General features: G+C 46.7%; 21 protein-coding genes. 9 read left to right on the forward strand and 12 right to left on the reverse strand.

Annotation, left to right across the window (positions count from 1 at the left end; all coding sequences use genetic code 11):
- The first annotated feature begins 3 nt into the window (after positions 1-3).
- The 7 genes from FJ444_RS15775 to galE all read left to right on the forward strand — a co-directional run bounded on the left by FJ444_RS15775 (position 4) and on the right by galE (position 7,467).
- A complete protein-coding gene (locus FJ444_RS15775; RefSeq protein ID WP_140959826.1) occupies positions 4-1,803 on the forward strand; it encodes a polysaccharide biosynthesis/export family protein in 1,800 nt (599 codons plus the stop codon).
- Positions 1,803-2,585 carry an ABC transporter permease gene (locus FJ444_RS15780; protein WP_140959828.1) on the forward strand — a complete coding sequence of 261 codons (783 nt, stop codon included), beginning with the start codon at positions 1,803-1,805 and terminating at the stop codon, positions 2,583-2,585. The genes FJ444_RS15775 and FJ444_RS15780 overlap by 1 nt, the downstream gene beginning before the upstream one ends.
- The gene (locus FJ444_RS15785; RefSeq protein WP_140959830.1) at positions 2,582-3,232 is read left to right on the forward strand and encodes an ABC transporter ATP-binding protein; all 651 of its coding nucleotides are present in this window, start codon (positions 2,582-2,584) and stop codon (positions 3,230-3,232) included. The genes FJ444_RS15780 and FJ444_RS15785 overlap by 4 nt, the downstream gene beginning before the upstream one ends.
- Positions 3,233-3,243: 11 nt before the next feature.
- A complete protein-coding gene (locus tag FJ444_RS15790; RefSeq protein ID WP_140959832.1) occupies positions 3,244-4,362 on the forward strand; it encodes a capsule biosynthesis protein in 1,119 nt (372 codons plus the stop codon).
- 169 nt (positions 4,363-4,531) lie between these two features.
- Positions 4,532-6,061 carry a peptide MFS transporter gene (locus FJ444_RS15795; protein WP_140959834.1) on the forward strand — a complete coding sequence of 510 codons (1,530 nt, stop codon included), beginning with the start codon at positions 4,532-4,534 and terminating at the stop codon, positions 6,059-6,061.
- A gap of 87 nt (positions 6,062-6,148) precedes the next feature.
- Positions 6,149-6,451 carry a DUF6170 family protein gene (locus tag FJ444_RS15800; RefSeq protein ID WP_073323153.1) on the forward strand — a complete coding sequence of 101 codons (303 nt, stop codon included), beginning with the start codon at positions 6,149-6,151 and terminating at the stop codon, positions 6,449-6,451.
- Positions 6,448-7,467 carry a UDP-glucose 4-epimerase GalE gene (galE, locus tag FJ444_RS15805; RefSeq protein WP_140959836.1) on the forward strand — a complete coding sequence of 340 codons (1,020 nt, stop codon included), beginning with the start codon at positions 6,448-6,450 and terminating at the stop codon, positions 7,465-7,467. The genes FJ444_RS15800 and galE overlap by 4 nt, the downstream gene beginning before the upstream one ends.
- Positions 7,468-7,555: 88 nt before the next feature.
- On the opposite strand, the gene FJ444_RS15810 is transcribed toward galE, so the two are convergent.
- The 10 genes from FJ444_RS15810 to ccmA are packed head-to-tail and all read right to left on the reverse strand — an operon-like array spanning position 7,556 to position 15,453.
- The gene (locus FJ444_RS15810) at positions 7,556-8,386 is read right to left on the reverse strand and encodes a VacJ family lipoprotein (protein WP_255439236.1); all 831 of its coding nucleotides are present in this window, start codon (positions 8,384-8,386) and stop codon (positions 7,556-7,558) included.
- The gene (ccmI, locus tag FJ444_RS15815; RefSeq protein WP_140959838.1) at positions 8,383-9,627 is read right to left on the reverse strand and encodes a c-type cytochrome biogenesis protein CcmI; all 1,245 of its coding nucleotides are present in this window, start codon (positions 9,625-9,627) and stop codon (positions 8,383-8,385) included. Before ccmI ends, FJ444_RS15810 begins: the two co-directional genes overlap by 4 nt.
- On the reverse strand, positions 9,627-10,070 hold the full coding sequence (locus tag FJ444_RS15820; RefSeq protein WP_140959840.1) for a cytochrome c-type biogenesis protein: 444 nt from the start codon (positions 10,068-10,070) through the stop codon (positions 9,627-9,629). The genes ccmI and FJ444_RS15820 overlap by 1 nt, the downstream gene beginning before the upstream one ends.
- Complete coding sequence (locus tag FJ444_RS15825) at positions 10,067-10,660, reverse strand: DsbE family thiol:disulfide interchange protein (RefSeq protein WP_140959842.1); 594 nt, start codon at positions 10,658-10,660, stop codon at positions 10,067-10,069. Before FJ444_RS15825 ends, FJ444_RS15820 begins: the two co-directional genes overlap by 4 nt.
- Complete coding sequence (locus tag FJ444_RS15830; protein WP_140959844.1) at positions 10,657-12,699, reverse strand: heme lyase CcmF/NrfE family subunit; 2,043 nt, start codon at positions 12,697-12,699, stop codon at positions 10,657-10,659. The genes FJ444_RS15825 and FJ444_RS15830 overlap by 4 nt, the downstream gene beginning before the upstream one ends.
- Positions 12,699-13,166 carry a cytochrome c maturation protein CcmE gene (gene ccmE / locus FJ444_RS15835; protein ID WP_140959845.1) on the reverse strand — a complete coding sequence of 156 codons (468 nt, stop codon included), beginning with the start codon at positions 13,164-13,166 and terminating at the stop codon, positions 12,699-12,701. The genes FJ444_RS15830 and ccmE overlap by 1 nt, the downstream gene beginning before the upstream one ends.
- Complete coding sequence (gene ccmD, locus FJ444_RS15840) at positions 13,163-13,399, reverse strand: heme exporter protein CcmD (RefSeq protein ID WP_140959847.1); 237 nt, start codon at positions 13,397-13,399, stop codon at positions 13,163-13,165. Before ccmD ends, ccmE begins: the two co-directional genes overlap by 4 nt.
- Complete coding sequence (locus FJ444_RS15845; protein WP_140959849.1) at positions 13,389-14,147, reverse strand: heme ABC transporter permease; 759 nt, start codon at positions 14,145-14,147, stop codon at positions 13,389-13,391. The genes ccmD and FJ444_RS15845 overlap by 11 nt, the downstream gene beginning before the upstream one ends.
- On the reverse strand, positions 14,147-14,827 hold the full coding sequence (gene ccmB, locus FJ444_RS15850; protein WP_140959851.1) for a heme exporter protein CcmB: 681 nt from the start codon (positions 14,825-14,827) through the stop codon (positions 14,147-14,149). The genes FJ444_RS15845 and ccmB overlap by 1 nt, the downstream gene beginning before the upstream one ends.
- A complete protein-coding gene (ccmA, locus tag FJ444_RS15855; RefSeq protein WP_140959853.1) occupies positions 14,824-15,453 on the reverse strand; it encodes a cytochrome c biogenesis heme-transporting ATPase CcmA in 630 nt (209 codons plus the stop codon). Before ccmA ends, ccmB begins: the two co-directional genes overlap by 4 nt.
- Before the next feature lie 226 nt (positions 15,454-15,679).
- Between ccmA and FJ444_RS15860 the strand changes: the two genes are divergently transcribed.
- Positions 15,680-17,953 (forward strand): flagellar hook-length control protein FliK, encoded by a 2,274-nt coding sequence (locus tag FJ444_RS15860; protein ID WP_140959855.1) that lies wholly within the window; start codon positions 15,680-15,682, stop codon positions 17,951-17,953.
- The gene (locus FJ444_RS15865) at positions 17,950-18,261 is read left to right on the forward strand and encodes an EscU/YscU/HrcU family type III secretion system export apparatus switch protein (protein WP_140959857.1); all 312 of its coding nucleotides are present in this window, start codon (positions 17,950-17,952) and stop codon (positions 18,259-18,261) included. Before FJ444_RS15860 ends, FJ444_RS15865 begins: the two co-directional genes overlap by 4 nt.
- Before the next feature lie 151 nt (positions 18,262-18,412).
- Here FJ444_RS15865 and recA read toward each other — a convergent pair whose 3' ends face one another.
- Positions 18,413-19,444, reverse strand: coding sequence for a recombinase RecA (gene recA / locus FJ444_RS15870; RefSeq protein WP_140959859.1), 1,032 nt, complete (start codon positions 19,442-19,444; stop codon positions 18,413-18,415).
- A 138-nt stretch (positions 19,445-19,582) separates the two neighbouring features.
- On the reverse strand, positions 19,583-20,116 hold the full coding sequence (locus FJ444_RS15875; protein ID WP_140959861.1) for a CinA family protein: 534 nt from the start codon (positions 20,114-20,116) through the stop codon (positions 19,583-19,585).
- Between the last annotated feature and the right edge of the window lie 62 nt (positions 20,117-20,178).

Genomic DNA, 20,178 nt, shown 5'->3' on the forward strand with positions numbered 1-20,178 from the left:
CATATGAACGTTAATAAGTACCTGGGTACATTGTCACTGACTTGCATGCTATTCGCCGGGCAAGTCTTTGCGCAAAGTGCAGAACAGATTCAACAAATCCAACAACAACTGAGTCGCCAGAGTAATAGTAGTAATGCTGCTAGTGCCAGTGGCATCAACCCAATGCAGCTGGGCATGTCACCCACTCTGCAAGCGTCGTCTGGTAGCGCTACACGCGCCAGCAACGGCCAATATAGCTCCAATCCCAGAAATGGCCTGGTATTGCCAGGAGAACCGACTCTTGAGATGGTTTATCCATTGCAGGAAAAGATGGCCAACCCGCCTTTTGCTGCCAACCTGTTTATTGGCGGTTTTGAATCGGAAAGGGTCTCCAGTGTTAATGAAAATTATCTGGTTGCACCGGGTGATCAAATTTCAGTGTGGATGTGGGGGGCTATCAGCTTTTCCGATGTTGTAACCGTTGACAGCCAGGGCAATATCTTCATCCCGAATATTGGTCCGATCCAGTTAATGAACGTGCCAGCCAGTCAGGTTAATCAGGTGGTAACCAGCCGTATCAAATCTGTTTATACCAACGATGTGAATACCTACGTCAACCTGCTTACTGCTACGCCTATTTCATTATACGTATCGGGTCCGGTGCTGCGCCCTGGTCAATATGCGGGTCAGGCAACCGATAGTGTTCTTTACTTTTTAAAACGTGCCGGTGGCATTGATTTTCTGCGTGGCAGCTTTCGAAATATTGAGGTCATTCGCAACGGCGAAGTAGTTGTGTCAGTAGATTTATATGATTTCGTCACGCAGGGCACACTACCCTCATTCTCGTTCCAGGACAAAGACGTTATTTTAGTTAAACCCATAGGTCCCACCGTTACTGTTAGTGAAGGTGCACGTAATAGTTTCACTTTTGAATTAAAGGGTGAAGACATGCATGGCCAGACACTCATTAAATTTGCCAAACCTGGCGATTTTGTAAGCCATGTATCGGTGAGCGGACTGCGCGGTCAGCAACATTTTGCCACCTACAGTAAATTACAGGACTTTAATGCGCTGGTGTTGCAACCTGGCGACCATATTGAGTTTAAAAACGACCACGAAGTTCAAATCTATCCGATCAATATTGCAGGCAGCTTCAAAGGCGAATCACGCTACATGGTAGAAAAGGGTGCACGTTTGCATCAGGTACTGAGCAACGTAGAAGTTGCTCCGGCTCTATCTGATTTCAAAAGCATCTATTTGCTACGCGAAAGTGTCGCAGAACAGCAACAACAAATTATAAATCAGGCTTTGGATCGCTTAGAGCGCAGTATTTATACTGCGCCGGTTTCTTCTACCGGCGAAGGCGCCATTCGGGTACAGGAAGCCCAGCTTATTTCAGACTTTATTGCCCGCGCCAGACAAATAAAATCCTTGGGTAAAGTGATTGTATCTGACGGGCCCAATGTGGCTGATATTTTGTTAGAAGCCAATGACACAATTGTTATCCCTGCAGTAACGGATCTGGTGCATATCGGCGGTGAAGTATTAATGCCGCAGTCCGTGGTTTTCAACCGGGATGCCGATCTGGAAGACTACGTCGCATGGGCTGGTGGCTTTAGCGAGCGGGCCAATGACAACCGTATTCTGATTATCCGTGCAAATGGCATGGTTGATTTTTACGATATTGACGACAACGCTGATCTGGCAGCTGGCGACCAGGTAGTCGTATTACCCCGCATAGACGCTAAAACTTTGCAGGCCGTTAAAGATATTACCCAAATTATTTATCAGATCGCCGTAGCGGCCAACGTTGCGCTTAATTAATGAAAGTGTCGTTCAGAAAGCAACTCAAGGTATGGAAAAGCGTGTTGTTCGCGCTTTTTCTGCGTGAGATGCAATCTCAATTTAATGACAAACTGGGCTTAGCCTGGGCATTTTTGGAGCCTTTTGCTTTTATTTTTGGCTTGTCTTATATGCGAAGCATGATGGGCGGCGGTGATGTTCATTCAATTCCGGTATTTATCTTTATGATGATTGGTATGATTAGCATTCAATCTTTTATGACCCCTATCAATACCACATCAAACGCTTTCAAGCGAAATAAACCGCTCTATGCATTTCGCCAGGTGCAACCAATATCCGCATTACTGGTTTCAGGATTTGTTGAATTTTCCATTAAAATCGTAGTAATTACATTAGCAGGAATAGCTTTGTATCTCCTGAAAATTCAAGTGCAGATTGACAACCCCATTTTACTAATCTGTATGTACTTTTCGTTATGGATTTTTACAATAAGTATCAGTTGCATCGTGGGAATCATCGTTGCATATCTTCCTGAGTTTCATAAGATCACAGGACTATTAACCCGCCCTCTTTTTTTCATTTCTTGTATATTTTTTAGCTTGCAGGATATTCCAATGGAATACTGGCACTATTTAACCTGGAATCCGTTAGTGCATTTTATTGAGTTATCCCGATTTGCTTGTTTTGAATCGTATGGGTCCAATGGCGTATCAATTGGATTTGCCTTGGGGGCGACTTTTACTGCTTTCTTTTTTGCCCTATGCCTCTACCATTTAACCTGGAAAGGAATTCTTTCCAGATGAGTATTAAACTGATAAATCTGACAAAATCCTATCCTAGTAAGCTGGGCCCTCAGTATATTTTCAAGGACCTGAATTTCACTATTCCTACAGACAATAGTGTCGCATTATTGGGTAAAAATGGTGCGGGGAAATCCACTCTATTCAGACTCATAGCAAAAAGCGAATACCCCGACCGTGGGAGGATTCTAACGGAAAAATCGATGTCTTGGCCCGTAGCTTTAGCAACGGGTATACATCCGCAAATGACGGGAAGAGAGAACACCCGATTTATCGGTCGTATAAATGATGTTCAAAACCTTGCAGAATATGAAAGAAAGGTAAAGGCGTTTGCTGAACTAGATAAACAGTATGATTTACCCGTAAAAACTTACTCATCAGGCATGCGCACGCGGTTGGTATTTGCCTGTTGTATCAATATCGATTTCAATATTTATTTAATTGATGAAGCCACTTCTGTGGGCGACCCAAAATTCCGTAAGAAAGCAAGGGAAGCTCTTGTTGAAAAATCAAAGGAAGCCGGCTTAATCATGGTAAGTCACGAATTAGATCAAATTCGAGAATTTTGCCAATCAGCAGTACTAATTGATAATGGCCAACTCACGTACTTCAGCGATTTAGAAGAAGCCATTAAGATATACATGGGATAACGAGAATAAACATGTTTAAAAATTACCTAACCCAAGCACGCATTCTGATAAAAAAGCGACCGCTTTTGCTGGTTGTTATACCGTGGGTTATTTATGCTCTGTATCTCACTCTAATTGCAGCGCCTAAATACGAAAGTACCAGTCAATTGGTAGTCAAATCTGCCGACGGAGCGAACAGCTTCGACCCGTCAGCTTTATTAATGTCTGGGGTTACGGGTGTGGCCACGTCGAATGAAAGTCAGCTTGTGCTTGCCTTTATTCAATCAAACGATATGTTGCATTACCTGGATTCTGCAATCCGTTTGAGCGAGCACTACACGTCATCACAAGGCGATTTTATTAGCCGATTAAGCAGCGACCACAGTCAGGAAGATTTTTTAGCTTATTACCTGAATAACATAGACGTGCTCATCAATTCTGACTCCAGCGTGATTGAATTGTCGGTTCGCGCGTTTGACCCGGACTACGCCCAGTTAATTAACCAGACGATAGTGAAACGCGCAGAGCAATTTATCAATGAAATCAGTAATAATCTGGCGAAATCGCGTTTAGCCTTTGCGCAAAGCGAACATAATATCGTTGAGGAAAAATTACAGCGGGCAAAACTCGCACTCATTGAGTTTCAGTCAAAGTACAATGTGTTAGACCCAACCGCCGAAGGCGCAGCGTTCCAGCAAATAGCGTTTTCACTTGAAGCAACACTGGCTCAAAAGCAGGCAGAGTTAAGCACTCTGTCGGGCATTATGTCAGTTACAGCACCAGAGATTGTATCACTCAAGCGCCAGATAAATGCCTTGGAAAAGCAGATCACCGATCAAAAAACCAAGATCAATGAAGCACAGGCTGGGGATGCAAAACTGTCTATCAATCAGTTAATGGCGCGGTACTCGAATCTACAGGTTCAGGTCGAACTGGCATTACAAGCCTATGGTTCGTCACTGATGACACTTGAAAATGCAAGGGTCGACACCTACCAGCAACTTCAGCATTTGGTAACGGTAGAGTCACCTACCTTGCCTGATGACGCCACCTACCCCAAAGTCATTTACAACCTGGTTTTGCTGGGTGTATTACTGAGCATGGCCTTCATCGCCATAAGAATTGTGATTGCCACCATTCGGGAACTATAACGTCAATTAACGTGCAGTACTTTTACTGCTGGCGAAATTATAAGCTCCCCTTCCTGAATAGGTTGTCTATAAAGGCAACCTCTAGTATAAGATTGATCTGAAGTGGTGTGTTTAGTCATCCATTACACAACACACCCAATTACCAATAATAACTATATGGAACTCTGTTGTGACAACAAATACATCTAACGACACCAGCTTCTTTGGCCATCCAAATGGTCTGAGAACGTTATTTTTTACCGAAATGTGGGAGCGCATGAGCTACTACGGTATGCGTGCTCTGCTCGTGCTGTTTATGACAGCCAGCTTACAAACACAAGGCCTTGGCTTCACTGTAGCGTCAGCCGGCGCCATTTATGGTCTGTATACCGGCGCTGTATACTTTCTTGGTTTACCAGGTGGTTGGCTTGCTGACCGTCTGATTGGCGGTAAAAAAGCCGTTTGGTATGGCGGACTAATTATCTTCGCCGGACACATTGTACTGGCAGTCGACCTGCAAAACCTTTTCTTTGTCGGACTTATTCTTGTAGCTACCGGTACAGGGTTACTTAAACCAAACATTTCTGCCATGGTTGGCCAGCAATATGGTGACGATGACAGCCGTCGGGACAGTGGCTATGCCTTATACTACATGGGCATAAACATCGGTTCATTGATCGCCTATCTGGTCACTGGTTACCTGCAGGAAAACTGGGGCTGGCACTATGCATTTGGTGCCGCTGCCATCGGCATGGGTTTAGGACTTATTCAGTACTACTTTACAAACCGCTCTTTGGCTACAGAGTCAGTGGCACCCGCTAACCCCTATATCGGCGCCGCAAGACAGCGTGCCTGGTTATGTGTTTTAGGCGTGTTAGCCGTAGCTGTTGTGATTATCATACTGGCCCATCTGGGCACCATCATAATCGAACCTGTCGCGCTTGCGGAAAAAGTCGCTATTATCTTCACAGCCATATTCTTTATTTATTTTGGCTACATCTATTTCAAAGGTGATTTAAGCGATAATGAAAAACAACGTATGTGGGCATTGTTTTTAGTTTGTATTGCCTCTGCATGCTTTTGGTCTGGTTTTGAACAAGCTGGATCATCCCTTAATTTATTTGCGCAGAACTATACCGATCGCGCCCTGGAAAGTGGCTCATGGCTAACGTCATTGTTTGGAATGGACGCTATCCCTACCGTATGGTTCCAGCTTTCTAACTCTCTCTTTATTATCATTCTGTCACCATTCTTTGCCGCTCTTTGGATTAACCTTGCCAAGCGCATGATTGATCCTTCTTATACTATTAAGTGTGCAATTGGTATTGTGATTATGGCGTCAGGCTTCCTTGTTATGTTTATGGCATCCCAATATGCGGCGCAAGGCCTTAAAGTAGCCCCTATGTGGCTAGTAACGACTTACTTCCTGCATACCGTAGGTGAACTTTGCCTTAGCCCTGTAGCACTTAGTGCAGTCAGTAAATTGTCTCCGAAGCGTTTTGCAGGTCAGATGATGGGCGTATTTGTACTCACCTACTCTATCGGTAATATTATTGCTGGTTTGCTCTCGGGTAATTTTGATCCTGAGAACGTGCAAGAAATGCCAAATCTGTATCTTCAAATCGCACTCTTTAGTATTGCTATTGCTATTGTAATTGGTTTGATGAGCTTCAAATCAAGATTCTGGGAAAAAGCCGGTATCAAGGAAAAAGCACAATAACGACACCTGTGTTTTAAACACTGGCAGATTGCCATACAATAACCGCCGTGACGTCATGTCCCGGCGGTTTTTTATTAAGAGCACTTTATGCAATTCTATTTTTCGACGCGCAATATTCCTGGTTTATCTGGCCTTCCTCTGGCAGAGCGTATGCGCCTACTGGAGCGGGCAGCCAAAAAACTTACGGTTCCGGAAAAGACTGTACTGAACATACTTAAACTGCTGGTGATTGTGCCGGCGTTTACACTACTTCTTCGCGTAGCAGCCGACTGGACGTCTTTATTGTGGGCGTTGCTGGTTTTCCTGCTGTATCCCATTATCGTGAAACCTGTACAATACTCTTTAAGCGCTAAATATTTAGAATCGTTGTCACAAAAGGATAAGCAATGAAAACAATACTTGTCACTGGTGGAGCCGGCTATATCGGCAGTCACACCGTACTGCAATTGCTGGAGGCAAATTATGATGTAGTGGTATTCGATAACTTGTGCAATGCGTCACAAGAATCGTTGCGCCGCGTAACCGCAATCACGGGAAAGCCGGTTACCTTTATAAAAGGAGATATTTGTGATTCTGACGCGTTAGATCAGGTATTTGCTGAGCACAAGATTCATTCTGTTATCCACTTTGCAGGGTTAAAAGCCGTTGGAGAATCAGTACAGAAGCCATTGGAATACTACCAAAACAACGTATTCGGTTCAGTTAACCTATGCAACGCTATGCGTCGTCATAATGTGAAGAACCTGGTATTCAGCTCGTCAGCAACCGTATATGGCGACCCGGTATCCCTGCCCCTGCGTGAAGATTCGGCCACGGGCCATCCAACCAATCCTTATGGCATGTCCAAGTTGATGGTTGAGAATATTCTCAAGGATCTGCACAAATCCGATGAAGAGTGGAATATTGTATTACTGCGTTACTTTAACCCGGTGGGTGCCCACCCGTCAGGTCAGATCGGTGAAGATCCCAACGGTATACCTAACAATCTGATGCCATACATCTCTCAGGTTGCTTCGGGTAAGCTGGCTCAACTGGCTGTTTTTGGCAACGACTATGACACGCCGGACGGCACTGGCGTTCGCGATTATATCCATGTTGAGGATTTGGCAAATGGCCACTTAAAGGCCATTGAGCGCATCGCTCTGAACATGGGGCTGGACATCTACAACCTGGGTACGGGTCAGGGTTATTCAGTACTGGAAATGATGGCAGCATTCGAAAAAGCCTGTGGTAAACCCATCAATTACAAAATTGCACCTCGTCGTCAAGGTGACGTTGCTGCATGCTATGCCGATCCAACCAAAGCTGCGGCCGAGCTGAACTGGCACGCACAAAAAACACTGGAAGATATGTGCGCAGATGCCTGGCACTGGCAATCGCAAAACCCTATGGGTTACGAAGGCTAATACTGTCTTTCTTATACAAAAAAACCGCTGTCTTCAGCGGTTTTTTTATTAGGACGATTTTGTATTTATACCAATTAGCTACTTCTAGCTACTTCGGGTCAGATTCGACTTTTACGTCGTCCTCTAAATCTACATCGTCAAACAACGATTCAAATTCCTCAAACTCTTCAAGCTGTTGCGGATCAGGTGCCTCTTCTACACTTTTGCCATCCGTTACCCTGAATTCCAGGTTCTGGAAGTAGATATTTTTAACCATTTCATAGTCGTCAACGGCATTTTCAATTTGCCCTTCCTGCCCCAATAACTGAGCACGACCTTCCAATGCACTGATAGTAAACCTGGCAACGTTCATATTGCCTGTTAGTACGGAAAGCGGGAAATACAGGTTATCGACCACATCACCCGTGAAGCTACGTGCGTCTGTCGGGCCTCTTGCTGGCAACATGACGAACGGACCGGTATCCACACCCCACACGCCTAATACCTCGCCAAACTCTTCTTCCTGACGCTGCAGACCCATGGCACCAGCCACATCAAATAATCCCACCACACCCACGGTTGAATTGATTACAAATCGGGTGAAACTGTCGAATGAAGGACCTACTTTTCCCTGCAACAGGTTATTCACCATATTGCCCGGTTCAGACAGGTTTTCCACCGCATTCGAAAGGCCAGTTCTGGCAAAACCAGGCATAACTGTTACATACGCCGTAGCAGCAGGCTTGAGTAAAAATCGGTCTAATACTTCCCAGTTTAAATCCCACATCACCCGGTTTACGGGCTCAAACGGATCTCTGGGATCGCGTTGTTTGGTATTGGGTGTGCCAGAGGTTTGCTCTGTTGAAGGCTTTGCTGCACAACCGCCTAACAGGGCTGTACAGACAATAAGAGCAGCAAGCTTATTGTTTATCGATATCACTTGATTTCCTTGTTGATCACAATCGCGGCGTCCAGAATATTCCCCTGAACAATATCACTAATAATTATCCCTTCCATATCACCTGCTACCGCAGGCGCTTCCTGATCGGCAGATATCCGGGCCAATAATTTCACCTGAGACAACTGCCTAAGCGAATAATTCGGTGTCATGGCATTTTCTTGTGTCAGTGTTACCGTTACTGGCAATGCTGAGAGCGGCATTCTGAGTACGGCGGCAGGCATGCGATTATCTGAATTTGCATCCTGCGCAAACACGAACAAATAACCATTTTCCGGTAACTTAGCAACCAACGCTTCACTCACACTAACGTCAATCTTAAACCCGGTTAATTCCTGAGCTTCTGTAGTGTCCGATTGCACTGATTCGCCGCGAAGCTGCGCTAACCGTGATTGTAGTTGCACCATCAATGGATTATCAGCAGGCAATTGACCATCGAGCTTAGCCAAATTAGCTGCCAGTATGGCTTCGTCGCCTAATCGGCCAGCAACCACAGCCAGCATGAGCACCAAATTGCTGTTGTCGGGCTCATCCTGTAATAACGCTGACAACAACTGTCTGGCGCTTTGTAATCGCCCTTTATCGTCGCTAGCCATCAGGGCTCTGGCATAGTTGGTTCTGACATTGCTGTCGTCAGGTGCATAGTGAATAGCCTTTTCATAGGCAGCAAAAGCCTGGTCCTGCTGATCCAATGCCATCCAGATTCGTCCAAGATACATCCAGCCCTGACCGTCTTCCGGTTCCATTTGCAAGCGTTTGCGGATAGCCAGTGTTAATTGCTGAAAATCGGTCGGCGTAAAGTTCTCACCTCTGCCTTCAGCCAGTTTTGTACTCAAACCGGGCAATGCGTCTATCGCTTCCTGAGTCGCATTTAAGCGCTGTAAATTGTTAGCCTCACTATACGCCCATCCGCCTACAAGCAAAGCAACTAAAGCGCCTGAGATTAACACCAATGCACCAGACCTTGAGGTTTTAATTTCTGCCTGGGATTCATCCACCAACGCTACTTTAATTTCGTCCCTGGCCTGGCGCATATCCTGTTCGCTGAGCAAGCCTTCACTGACTTCCCGTTCCAGCTCAGCTAACCGTTGCTTTACCACAGACACGTTTGCGGCAGAGACATTCTCCAAGTCATAACCTTTGCGAAACCAGGGAAGCGCTATCAATATCAACAGGACGGCAACGAGTGCGGCAACGCACAATCCAAATTCTATTAAGGACACTACTTATCTTGCTCCAACATTGCTTCTGCTTTTGCCAGTTTGGCTGCCATATCTTCGGGAGGGCTGGTACGTCTGCGTAAAAACACCACCAGCAATGCCACTATCGAAAACAGTATGGGTGCCAGCCACAGCCATAACGTAACCGGTGTAACGGGTGGCTTATAATGAATAAAATCACCGTATCGCGATTTCATATAGTCAATGATTTCGTCTTCGTTCTTGCCCTGTTTGATAAGGGAATACACCTTACGACGCATATCATGGGAAATCATGGCATCTGAATCTGCAATGTTCTGGTTCTGACACATCGGACAACGCAGTTCAGCAGTCAATGTTTGAAACAACAGTCGTTGCTGTGGCGTATCAAACTCATAGGCTTCTTCCGTAGCCAACGCAAACACAGTGACCATTAACAACATGCCTGATAGTAATACTCGTATCATAAGGTCTGCCCCGCTTGCTCCTGAACCAACTGCTGATAGAGCGGCCCCACTTTGTTTCTCCATACGCGCTCATTGATATCACCAATGTGATGCATGCGGATCACACCGTTGCTATCAATTAAAAAGTGCTCTGGCGCGCCAGTAACCCCTAAATCGAGTGACGTATCGCGATACACATCAAAAATATGGAATTGATACGGATTACCAAACTGTCCCGTAATTTCAATGACTTCCTGCTGTACGCGTTCAATGGTTTTGGTGCCGAAATCGGGATCCAAATCCTGATCGAAGTAAAGCCCCACAATATTCACTTGCTCTTTCTCAACCAACTCTGTCAGATATGGCAATTCTACTGCGCAGGTAACACACCATACGCCCCACACATTTAACAGCGTCACTTTTCCTTTGAATACCTCGGGAGTGTACACCTGTGACGGGTTCATCAGGTCCGGTAAAGAAAAATCAGGTACCGGCTTTCCCTTTACCTGCGAGTCCAACGCACGTGGATCAGAAAACAACCCACTAAACAAAAAGCCAACAAGAATAATGAATGCCAGTAGCGGTACACCAAAAACTACCCAACGCTTCATGCATTTTCTCCTGCTGCCGTGTTCCCCGTTTGGTGACCCGTTTGGTGACCCGTTTGGTGACCCGGTTGGTGACCCGTCACGATTGTCTTTTTAACCGTGGCCAGTTTAGCCATACGGTAACGTTTATCACTGATAGAGCATATCCCGCCCAATGCCATAAATACTGCACCGGCCCAAATCCAGGTCACGAAGGGTTTTATGTAAACCCGAATAGCCCAGGCGCCATCGTCAAGCGGTTCACCCATGGCAATAAATAAGTCCCGGAACACCGTGGAATATATGCCTGCTTCCGTCATTGACATACGTTGTACAATGTATAAGCGTTTTTCCGGCTCCAAATGCACAATTTTTTCGCCGCCCTGAAACACATCAAAAATGCCCACATCGGCGGTATAATTTGGCCCATTACGCGATTCAACACGCTGGAAGGCAAATTCATAACCGCCCAGCGAAACTGATTCTCCCGGCACCATACGCACATCACGCTCCACCTCGTAGTTGCTTACCAGAGTAATACCGATAATGGTTACAGCGAAGCCCAGATGGCCAAGGATCATGCCCCAATGGCTGGGCGTTAACTTGCCAAGACGAGTAAATAACGACCCAGAGGCCAATGCATTTACACGCTGCAGTACTTCCTGTGTTGTGCTCACTAAAATCCAGGCACTCAGTACTAATCCCAGCGCAGCAAAATACGTGGGTGCATCGTAACTGAAATTAATCAAAATACCTGCGCTGATACTCAACCCCAGCGCGATATACACCGTTTGCTTTATTTGTGCTACGGGCTGATGCTTCCAGCGCGTTAATGGCCCTAATCCCAAAATGAAAACAAAGGGCACAATCAGCCAGGTAAACATCTGATTAAAAAACGGCGCTCCCACCGAAATAGAACCCAATCCAAGCTCTTTGTGCACTAATGGCAACAGTGTACCCAGAAACACCACCAGAGTGGCAGCACACAGAAATACATTGTTACCAATTAAAAGTACTTCGCGTGAAAATGGCTGATAACGCCCGGGGCTTTTCAACTGTTGTGCACGCATGGCGTACAACACCAGGCTCATACCAGTAAGCACAACTAAAATCCCCAGAATAAATAAGCCGCGGGACGGATCGCTGGCAAATGAATGCACCGAGACAATCACCCCTGAGCGAACCAGGAATGTACCTAACAAACTTAAAGAAAAAGCAGCGATAGCCAATAACACAGTCCAGGATTTAAACACCTTGCGCTTCTCGGTCACTGCCAAAGAGTGCATTAGCGCAGTACCAACCAACCATGGCATAAAGGACGCGTTTTCAACCGGATCCCAAAACCACCAGCCACCCCAGCCCAGTTCGTAGTATGCCCACCAACTGCCAAGCGCTATACCAACCGACAAAAAGCTCCAGGCAGCAATTACCCAGGGGCGGGACCATCGGGCCCAGGTAGAATCTAACTGACCAGAAATCAGCGCCGATACGGCAAACGCAAAGGCCACTGAAAACCCCACGTAGCCCATATATAACATTGGCGGGTGAATGATCATGCCAAAATCCTGCAACAGAGGATTTAAATCGCGGCCATCAACCGGAAAGAAGGGCAACATGCTGTCGAATGGGTTGCTGGTGAGTAGCATAAACAAATAAAAACCAATCGCGACCATACCCAGTACCGACAATACCCGTGCTACCATGACACGCGGTATACCCGAACTGAACACGGCTACGGCAACTGTCCACACCGACAGCATTAACACCCACAACAAAAATGAGCCTTCATGCCCCCCCCACACTGCCGTTACCTTGTAATACACCGGCAGGCGACTATTGGAGTGTTGTGCCACATAGTTCAGCGAGAAGTCATCAGTGACAAACGCATAAGTTAGGCAAGCGAATGCGATTGCGGTAAAGCCGAACATACTCACGGCCAGTGGGCGCGCAGTAGCCATTAATCTAACGTGCCCGCTTTGCGCCCCCCACAACGGATAAATGGCCAGTAAAATGGAGGTGATAAGGGCCAGTGCTAACGAAATATTGCCGATCTCTGGTATCACTATTCGTCGCTCCCCTCAGCGGGTTTAACATGCTTAATGCCTTTCATTTGTTCAGCCAGTTCCGGCGGCATATATTCTTCATCGTGTTTAGCCAGCACTTCTTCGGCTTGAATAACCCGTGCATCAGACAGTACCCCTGTTGCCACAATGCCTTGTCCTTCGCGGAACAGATCCGGCAGAATACCCGCGTAGGTCACAGTAACCTGTGGGCCGGTGTCGACCAGTTTAAACGTCACTTCCAGGCTTTCGCTGTCTCTGGACACACTGCCAGGCACAACCATGCCACCAATGCGCAAACGTTGCCCCACGGAAGGCTTCACACCATCTTTACCTTCCACAATTTCAGAAGGGGTATAAAACAGGTCAATGTTGTCGGTTAAGGCAAACAGCATTAATGCTACAGCTCCAACAATTAATAATCCGGCACCGCCTACTGCGGCGAGTCTGCGTTGACGTCTTGGATTCATACTTCCTCTCCGGTCACATTGTGTTTGGGGGCTTGCTGATTAGCCTGCTTTGCTGCAGCGATACGCTGTTGACGAGCAGATTCCTGCGCTACGTCTTTTAACAGTTTTTTATGTGTGCTGGCACTGCTATACACAATCAGGCCCATTGCCAAAAACGTTACACCAAATGATGTCCATACGTAAAACGCGTAACCACCCATCTGCCAGAAGGCCTGCCAGCTATCAAACTGCATGGTTATTCTCCTGTGCCTGTTGCACCATCTCTTTTACCCATGGACGGTGATATTCTCTACGGATTATTTCGTTTTTCATGCGCATTACGGTCACTGCTGCAATAAACAGGGCGAAGCCCAATAATGCCACTAACAATGGCCAGAGCATTTCCGGTGCAATAGACGGTTTATCAAACTTACTGATCGTTGCGCCCTGATGCAGGGTATTCCACCACTCTACTGAGTAATGAATAATGGGGATATTTACCACGCCCACCATGGCCATCACACCCGCCGCTTTGCCGGCTTGTTGTTTGTCTTCAAAGGAACCGTACAGGGCCATTACCCCAAGGTAGAGAAACAGCAGAATCAGTTCTGAAGTCAGACGTGCATCCCACACCCACCAGGTGCCCCACATTGGCTTACCCCAAGCTGCTCCGGTAAATAAAGCTACAAAGGTAATTACCGCACCAACCGGTGCCATGGCGATCATAGCCATAAACGCGGTTCGCCACTGCCACACTATCCCCACCAGTGCAGCTACTGCCATTGCAACATAGGTGCTCATTGACAAAATCGCGCTAGGCACGTGAATATAAATAATTCGGAACGAATCGCCTTGCTGGTAATCTTGCGGCGCAAAGGCGAGCCCCCACACCGAACCCACCAGAATACAAAGTAGTGCCGGCCATAAAAACCAGGGTTGTAACGTTGAACACAACTGATAGGCCCGTTCAGGCTTTGCGTAAGGATGTAACCACTTCCACATTAGTTTTGACTCACTTTTAAAGCATAAGCAATCGCCATGGGTGCGGCGGCCATGGCGGCTAGCAGCATGGCGCCAATAATAGCAAGATGCGCCCGATAAGGTAATTGCAATGCCGCCGCGTCAACGGCCGAGGTAGCAAATATCAGTAACGGGATGAATACCGGAATGAGCAATAGTGCCAGTAACACCCCTCCGCGCTGTAACCCAACCGTTAGTCCTACGGCAATTGCACCCATCAAAGACAGTAACGGTGTACCCAACAACAATGTCAGCATCAACGCCGCGTACATCTGTACGGTTAAATTCAGAAAAAGAGCCAATAATGGCGATAAAATCAATAAGGGTACAAAACTCACCAGCCAGTGTACCAGCACCTTCACCGCTGAGATTGCCCAAACAGACTCTCCACTCAGCAGGTATTGCTCCATAGAGCCGTCCCAAAAGTCGTCGCGGAACATACGATCCATAGCAAGCAAAGACGACAAAATAGCGGCAATCCAAATTACACCGGGCCCGATTTTCTGCAAAGTTGCAGGTCCTGGGCCCACGCCAAGCGGAAACAGCGTCACTACCATGAGTAAAAACATCAGAGGTTGTGCCAATTCAGACCGCTGTCTGAATGCTAACGCCAAATCGCGTTTAAAAATACCAGTCCACAACGCCGCTGAAAATGTCGTCATATCTGGTACTCCAAATCCAGCAATGCAATGTGTCCGGCTAACTCGCTCAGAGGTTGGTGCGAAGTAGTAATTACGGTCCCCCCTTCTGCCACATGCGACTTCATCAAGGATTCCAGCAATGCCACACCATTTATATCCAACGCCGTAAAGGGCTCATCGAGGATCCAAATAGAGGCTGACTTAAGCCATAAGCGCGCAAGTGCTGCCCTGCGTTGCTGGCCAGCTGAAAGCATGCGTACGGGTATATCTTCCAGTCCCACCAGTCCAAGCGTGGTTAATACGTCATAAGCGCGTTCAAGCGAGAATTCAACCCTGTGCTGGGCGCACCAGAATTGTAAATTTTCAATAGCGGATAAGGCACTGTTCAGCCCAGGCTTGTGCCCGATATAAATCAATGAGGAGTGAAACTGTGGCAGACATTCAGCAATAGGAACGTCGTTAAACGTGATATGGCCTTCGTCGGGCAAAGACAGTCCGGTCAGCAATCGGAGCAGGCTGGTTTTACCTGCACCATTGGGGCCACGCAGATACGTCAGGCTTCCAGCTTGCAGCCTGAACGACAAGTCTGAAAACAGCACTCTGTCCCGTTTTACACAAGTTAACGCATGTGCAGCTAATCCTGCCAAGGTAATTCCTGTTTTACTTCAATAAAAAATCGCAGCATTCTACCATAAATAGGTGTAATCGCATCTTACCTGAAAGACTGTTCAGCGAATTTCTGATCTAATTCAAACTTCCGCAGGATTGACAGACTAAAATTCAGGGTTAGCCTCACTTTTTTTGGTTTATTTAAATGTGATTGCTAACTTAACGATATACTCATAAAACAGCCGATGTCGCCGATAACGTTTTATGCAACCGATACAATCAACACCCAGTTTGTCGCCCGAATCCAGACAGGCGTTATTAACTGCGCTAACTGAAGCAGGCATGAAGCCTGAGGCTGTCGCGCGATTTGCTCAATTGATGCAAGTTGCTAATCCCGTTCAATCAGGCTTGTTGCGCTCGGCGCCAACTACATTGCAAAACAGCGATAAAAGCCTGTTGATAGAACTTGCCAAACGACTCGCGATTAAGCCTGCTGACCCGTTGTTATTAATGCGATTATCTACCGCGTTACCCATCGTTCAGGTTCAGGGCCAGGCGCAGTCTTTGTTGCAAATATTGCCTAACCAGTCGCTTCCAAACGAAATTGCCTTATTGGCTAGGCTTACACCTCAACAGGTTAGTCAGCCAGTGGACAAGGCACTGGTTCAACAGCTTGTTGCAGACATCGCTATCAGTAACACGCAGTCCATTCAGGTGAAAGCAACGATTGCAACAATTTACTCTGATACCGTGCAATTAAGAGTACCCGCCAATCCTCGGCAGGATTTACTGGTGCCTAAAGTTCTATTAAATTCGCTAAGGGAGCTTAAAGACAGTCCCGAACAGCTGGTCGGAAAATCAGTGGTAATTGAGGCTAAACCTACCAACGGTAAATGGGAAATTCAGCTACGGCTGGTGAGCGAAAGCCCAGTGAATAACATAGTAAGCAAAGCTGCGAATTCAGCTGAAGCGGCAAACCAATCTCTGGTATTTGCCAGAGAAAACCCGATAGTTAAGAGCCTGATCCAAGCGCAATTGCATCAGCAAGGCTTACGTATTGAACGCGCCTCGGAGTTACTCCCTCAATCGCTAACTCAACTAACTGCGCCTGTTAAAGAAGCACTACAATCAGCCAGCGAGGCATTGCCAGTCACGTTGAAAGCATCGGCACATCAGCTGTCAGCTCGATTACTGCAACCGCAACCGCTGTTACTGGATATAGCGCCTGGCAGTGCCTTGCTGTCTGCTTTGCCTAAAGTAACGCCACAAACGACTCCGGCACTGGCGATGTCTGCCGCAATGATGTTAAAACTGCCGCAAACCACCCTGCAGGTAATGACAAACCCACAAACACCTGCGGAAAGTCAACAAGGTACTCAGGCACGCAATGGCAAAGCAACGTCAATCCCAGCTAACCAACCTACAAATCAACCACAGTTAACCGCCGGTGCGGCAGAACATTCTCTAAAACCGACATCGGTAAATATACCCGCAGATAAGCCGTTAGTGAGTTTATTGCCTGCTCAGAGTGGGATCAAAACAGACATTCAGCAGCTCATTCAAACCCTGCAGCGTTTCAACGCGGTGAATGTTGAACCTACGCCTGCCAACATGGCAGATCTAACTCAAACACTAAAAGCAATCATTAATCAAAGTGCACCAGAGAGTAAGCAGGTACTCACAAACATTTTGCTAAAGTTGCAAACAATGAATCCATTGCTGGAGCACAATCCAGTTGACGTAACGCCAGAAAATGACAAACCTGTCACGCAACCCGCTTCGCCAAAAACGGTGGCAACGGAATCCCTTGTGTCACCACAATTGCTAAGACAGTTGTTTTCATCAGCTACCTGGATGCAAAGTACGTCTGTGTTAACATCACCTCCAGCGGGTCAGGGTATGCTTAGTGGATTAGTACAGCTATTTCAAATTGCCCTGTTAGGTAAGCAGGTAAAAAGCCTTGATGAACTTGAACGGCTACTTCAACAACAACCCAAGGCCAGCAGTGGTCAGGGATCGCCTCTTCAGGGGATACCGGTTCGGTTAGTTCGCGATGTTGCCACTGCCGATGCCCAGCATAACCTGTTAAAGCAAATAAAGAGTCTGTTGTCTTCCCATCAGCAATCAAAATTGTCCGGCACAGATCAAACACTGCAAGGTCAGGATACCTTTTACTACCTGTTACCCGCTTTTCAGCAGCAGCAAAAGCACACTGAAATACTGGTAAAAAGGGAGCCAGAGCAAAAATCGAAAGAAAGAGATAGCGCGCAACAGCAGCAATGGCAGCTAACAATGAAACTGGATGTGGGCGAGCTTGGTCAGCTACTAACCAAAGTCAAAATCGTAGATACCTGCATTGATTTGGATATTTATACGTCTAACCAAATCCTGTTGGAAAAAGTTGCCAATACGTTGCCCTTCCTGCTCAAACGATTCTCACAGCTAGGTCTTGAGGTGGGGCACCACAAAGCACAGTTAGGCAAAATCCCCGACAGCCTGGCAACCAAACCGTATCAGATACTGGAGACGATAGCGTGACCAATAAATCAAAACGTGCGGTAGGTATTAAATACAATGAAACCGACGGTGATACAAAGCCGACCATCGTCGCGAAAGGCTATGGCGATTTGGCGGAAGCGATCATTGCCAGTGCACAGCAGAACGGTGTTTTAATTCATGAAGATCCCTACTTAAGTGAATTCTTAACCACTCTGGATTTGGGCCAGTCTATCCCCGAGTCTTTGTATTATGTTATTGCCGAATTACTGGCTTACTCTTATGTATTGCAGGGCAAGATCCCGGAAAGCTGGAAGCAGGCAATGCCTGGTATCGAAGAGAAAATATAGCCTGTAATCCATGTCCCTGTTCCAATAAAGCTAACAGATCATTGGTATTAGTCACTGAAGAAAAAAAGCCCATCCTAACGGATGGGCAAATCTATAAGATGGGCTTATAGGGGGAGGTTCCAACGCTTGGTTGAAATGATTTCATCCGATATTACAACGCGCCTTCTGGCTCTACGTCATCGGCCTTAACTTTTTTGCTTAACAGCAGTTCAGCACGGATCTTCTTCTCAATATCCGCGGCAATGTCAGTGTGTTCTTTGAGGTACTTCACCACATTGGCTTTACCCTGACCAATGCGATCGCCATTGTAGCTGTACCAGGCTCCGGCTTTATCAACCAGTTTCTGCTGCACACCAATGTCAATTAATTCAGCTTCTTTACAGATCCCCTCACCATACATGATTTGGAATTCTGCCTGTTTAAACGGTGGAGCCACTTTGTTTTTAACGACTTTCACCCGGGTTTCGTTACCCACAACTTCATCGCCTTCTTTTACAGAACCGATACGACGAATATCCAAACGAACTGACGCATAGAACTTCAGTGCATTACCACCTGTGGTGGTTTCCGGGTTGCCAAACATCACGCCAATTTTCATACGGATCTGGTTAATGAAAATACACAATGTGTTTGAGCGCTTGATGTTACCGGTAAGTTTACGCAGCGCCTGAGACATCAAACGCGCTTGTAAACCTACGTGTGAGTCACCCATGTCGCCTTCAATTTCGGCTTTGGGTGTTAGTGCCGCAACAGAGTCAACAATAACCACGTCAACAGCACCTGAGCGCACCAGCATGTCACAAATTTCAAGCGCTTGTTCACCAGTATCAGGCTGTGATACCAGAAGGTCATCAATGTTTACGCCCAATTTTTCAGCATAAATCGGATCCAGTGCGTGTTCGGCATCCACGAAGGCACACGTTTTACCTTTCTTCTGCGCTTCGGCGATAACCTGAAGGGTTAACGTAGTTTTACCCGATGATTCAGGACCGTAAATTTCAACAACCCGTCCACATGGCAAACCCCCTATACCTAATGCAATATCAATGCTCAGTGAACCCGTTGAGATGGCCTCGATGTCCATCGCCTGGTTGTCACCCAAACGCATAATTGCGCCTTTACCGAATTGCTTTTCAATCTGGCCTAATGCTGCCGTTAATGCTCTGGATTTATTGTCATCCACGTTGAAACCCTCTTATTATCATCGCTGATGAGTGATTCACACTTTGTGCGATGTTTAGTAACTGTAATGGTGAACAATACTATACTGTATGATTATACAGTGCAATACTGTGTTTTGGATTTTCTGTATTTTTTCAGATTAGACAGGGTTTGCAACTAGCCAATGGTGCAGTTTGTGAATGGCAAATACAATTGCACTGGCGCGCACTGCCTGCCGGTCACCCCGAAAACGCTGGCACACACTAACCGTTTGCTCACCAAAGCGAAAACCAAACCACACGGTGCCTACTGGCTTGTCTGCACTGCCGCCGCCCGGTCCGGCAATGCCACTTACCGCAATCGCACATTCAGAATTCGCGGTGCTGGCTGTGCCAGTAACCATTTCGATGACCACCTGCTCCGATACTGCACCGTGCGTCAATAGTGTATTTTGTTGCACACCTATCATCGACGATTTAGCGTTATTGGAGTACGTCACCCAGCTCTGCTTAAACCAATCTGAACTGCCTGCTACCGAGGTCAGTGCGTAGGCAATTCCCCCCCCGGTACAGGATTCGGCGCAAGAAACTGTCCAACTGCGTTTTCGTAAATGCTCACCTATTTGTACTATTTGTTCAGAAAGTAATCCCAAATGCAGTTCATTGTGGGAAACAGTTGAAAATGGTTGGCTCATAGGAATAATACGACTATCGAGAATGGCGCTATTATGCCGCGGACAAATTACTAATCGCAAGC

This window comes from Aestuariibacter sp. GS-14, from assembly GCF_006494365.1.
Lineage (GTDB): Bacteria > Pseudomonadota > Gammaproteobacteria > Enterobacterales > Alteromonadaceae > Alteromonas > Alteromonas mangrovi.

Bases quoted from the DNA above. Each gene is read 5' to 3' on its own strand.
- FJ444_RS15785 (WP_140959830.1), top strand. From the start codon at position 2,582: ATGAGTATTAAACTGATAAATCTGACAAAATCCTATCCTAGTAAGCTG.
- ccmE (WP_140959845.1), bottom strand. From the start codon at position 13,166: ATGAATCCAAGACGTCAACGCAGACTCGCCGCAGTAGGCGGTGCCGGA.
- ccmB (WP_140959851.1), bottom strand. From the start codon at position 14,827: ATGACGACATTTTCAGCGGCGTTGTGGACTGGTATTTTTAAACGCGAT.
- ccmD (WP_140959847.1), bottom strand. From the start codon at position 13,399: ATGCAGTTTGATAGCTGGCAGGCCTTCTGGCAGATGGGTGGTTACGCG.
- FJ444_RS15860 (WP_140959855.1), top strand. From the start codon at position 15,680: ATGCAACCGATACAATCAACACCCAGTTTGTCGCCCGAATCCAGACAG.
- FJ444_RS15780 (WP_140959828.1), top strand. From the start codon at position 1,803: ATGAAAGTGTCGTTCAGAAAGCAACTCAAGGTATGGAAAAGCGTGTTG.
- FJ444_RS15820 (WP_140959840.1), bottom strand. From the start codon at position 10,070: ATGATACGAGTATTACTATCAGGCATGTTGTTAATGGTCACTGTGTTT.
- FJ444_RS15790 (WP_140959832.1), top strand. From the start codon at position 3,244: ATGTTTAAAAATTACCTAACCCAAGCACGCATTCTGATAAAAAAGCGA.
- FJ444_RS15825 (WP_140959842.1), bottom strand. From the start codon at position 10,660: ATGAAGCGTTGGGTAGTTTTTGGTGTACCGCTACTGGCATTCATTATT.
- FJ444_RS15800 (WP_073323153.1), top strand. From the start codon at position 6,149: ATGCAATTCTATTTTTCGACGCGCAATATTCCTGGTTTATCTGGCCTT.
- FJ444_RS15775 (WP_140959826.1), top strand. From the start codon at position 4: ATGAACGTTAATAAGTACCTGGGTACATTGTCACTGACTTGCATGCTA.
- FJ444_RS15875 (WP_140959861.1), bottom strand. From the start codon at position 20,116: ATGAGCCAACCATTTTCAACTGTTTCCCACAATGAACTGCATTTGGGA.
- galE (WP_140959836.1), top strand. From the start codon at position 6,448: ATGAAAACAATACTTGTCACTGGTGGAGCCGGCTATATCGGCAGTCAC.
- FJ444_RS15845 (WP_140959849.1), bottom strand. From the start codon at position 14,147: ATGTGGAAGTGGTTACATCCTTACGCAAAGCCTGAACGGGCCTATCAG.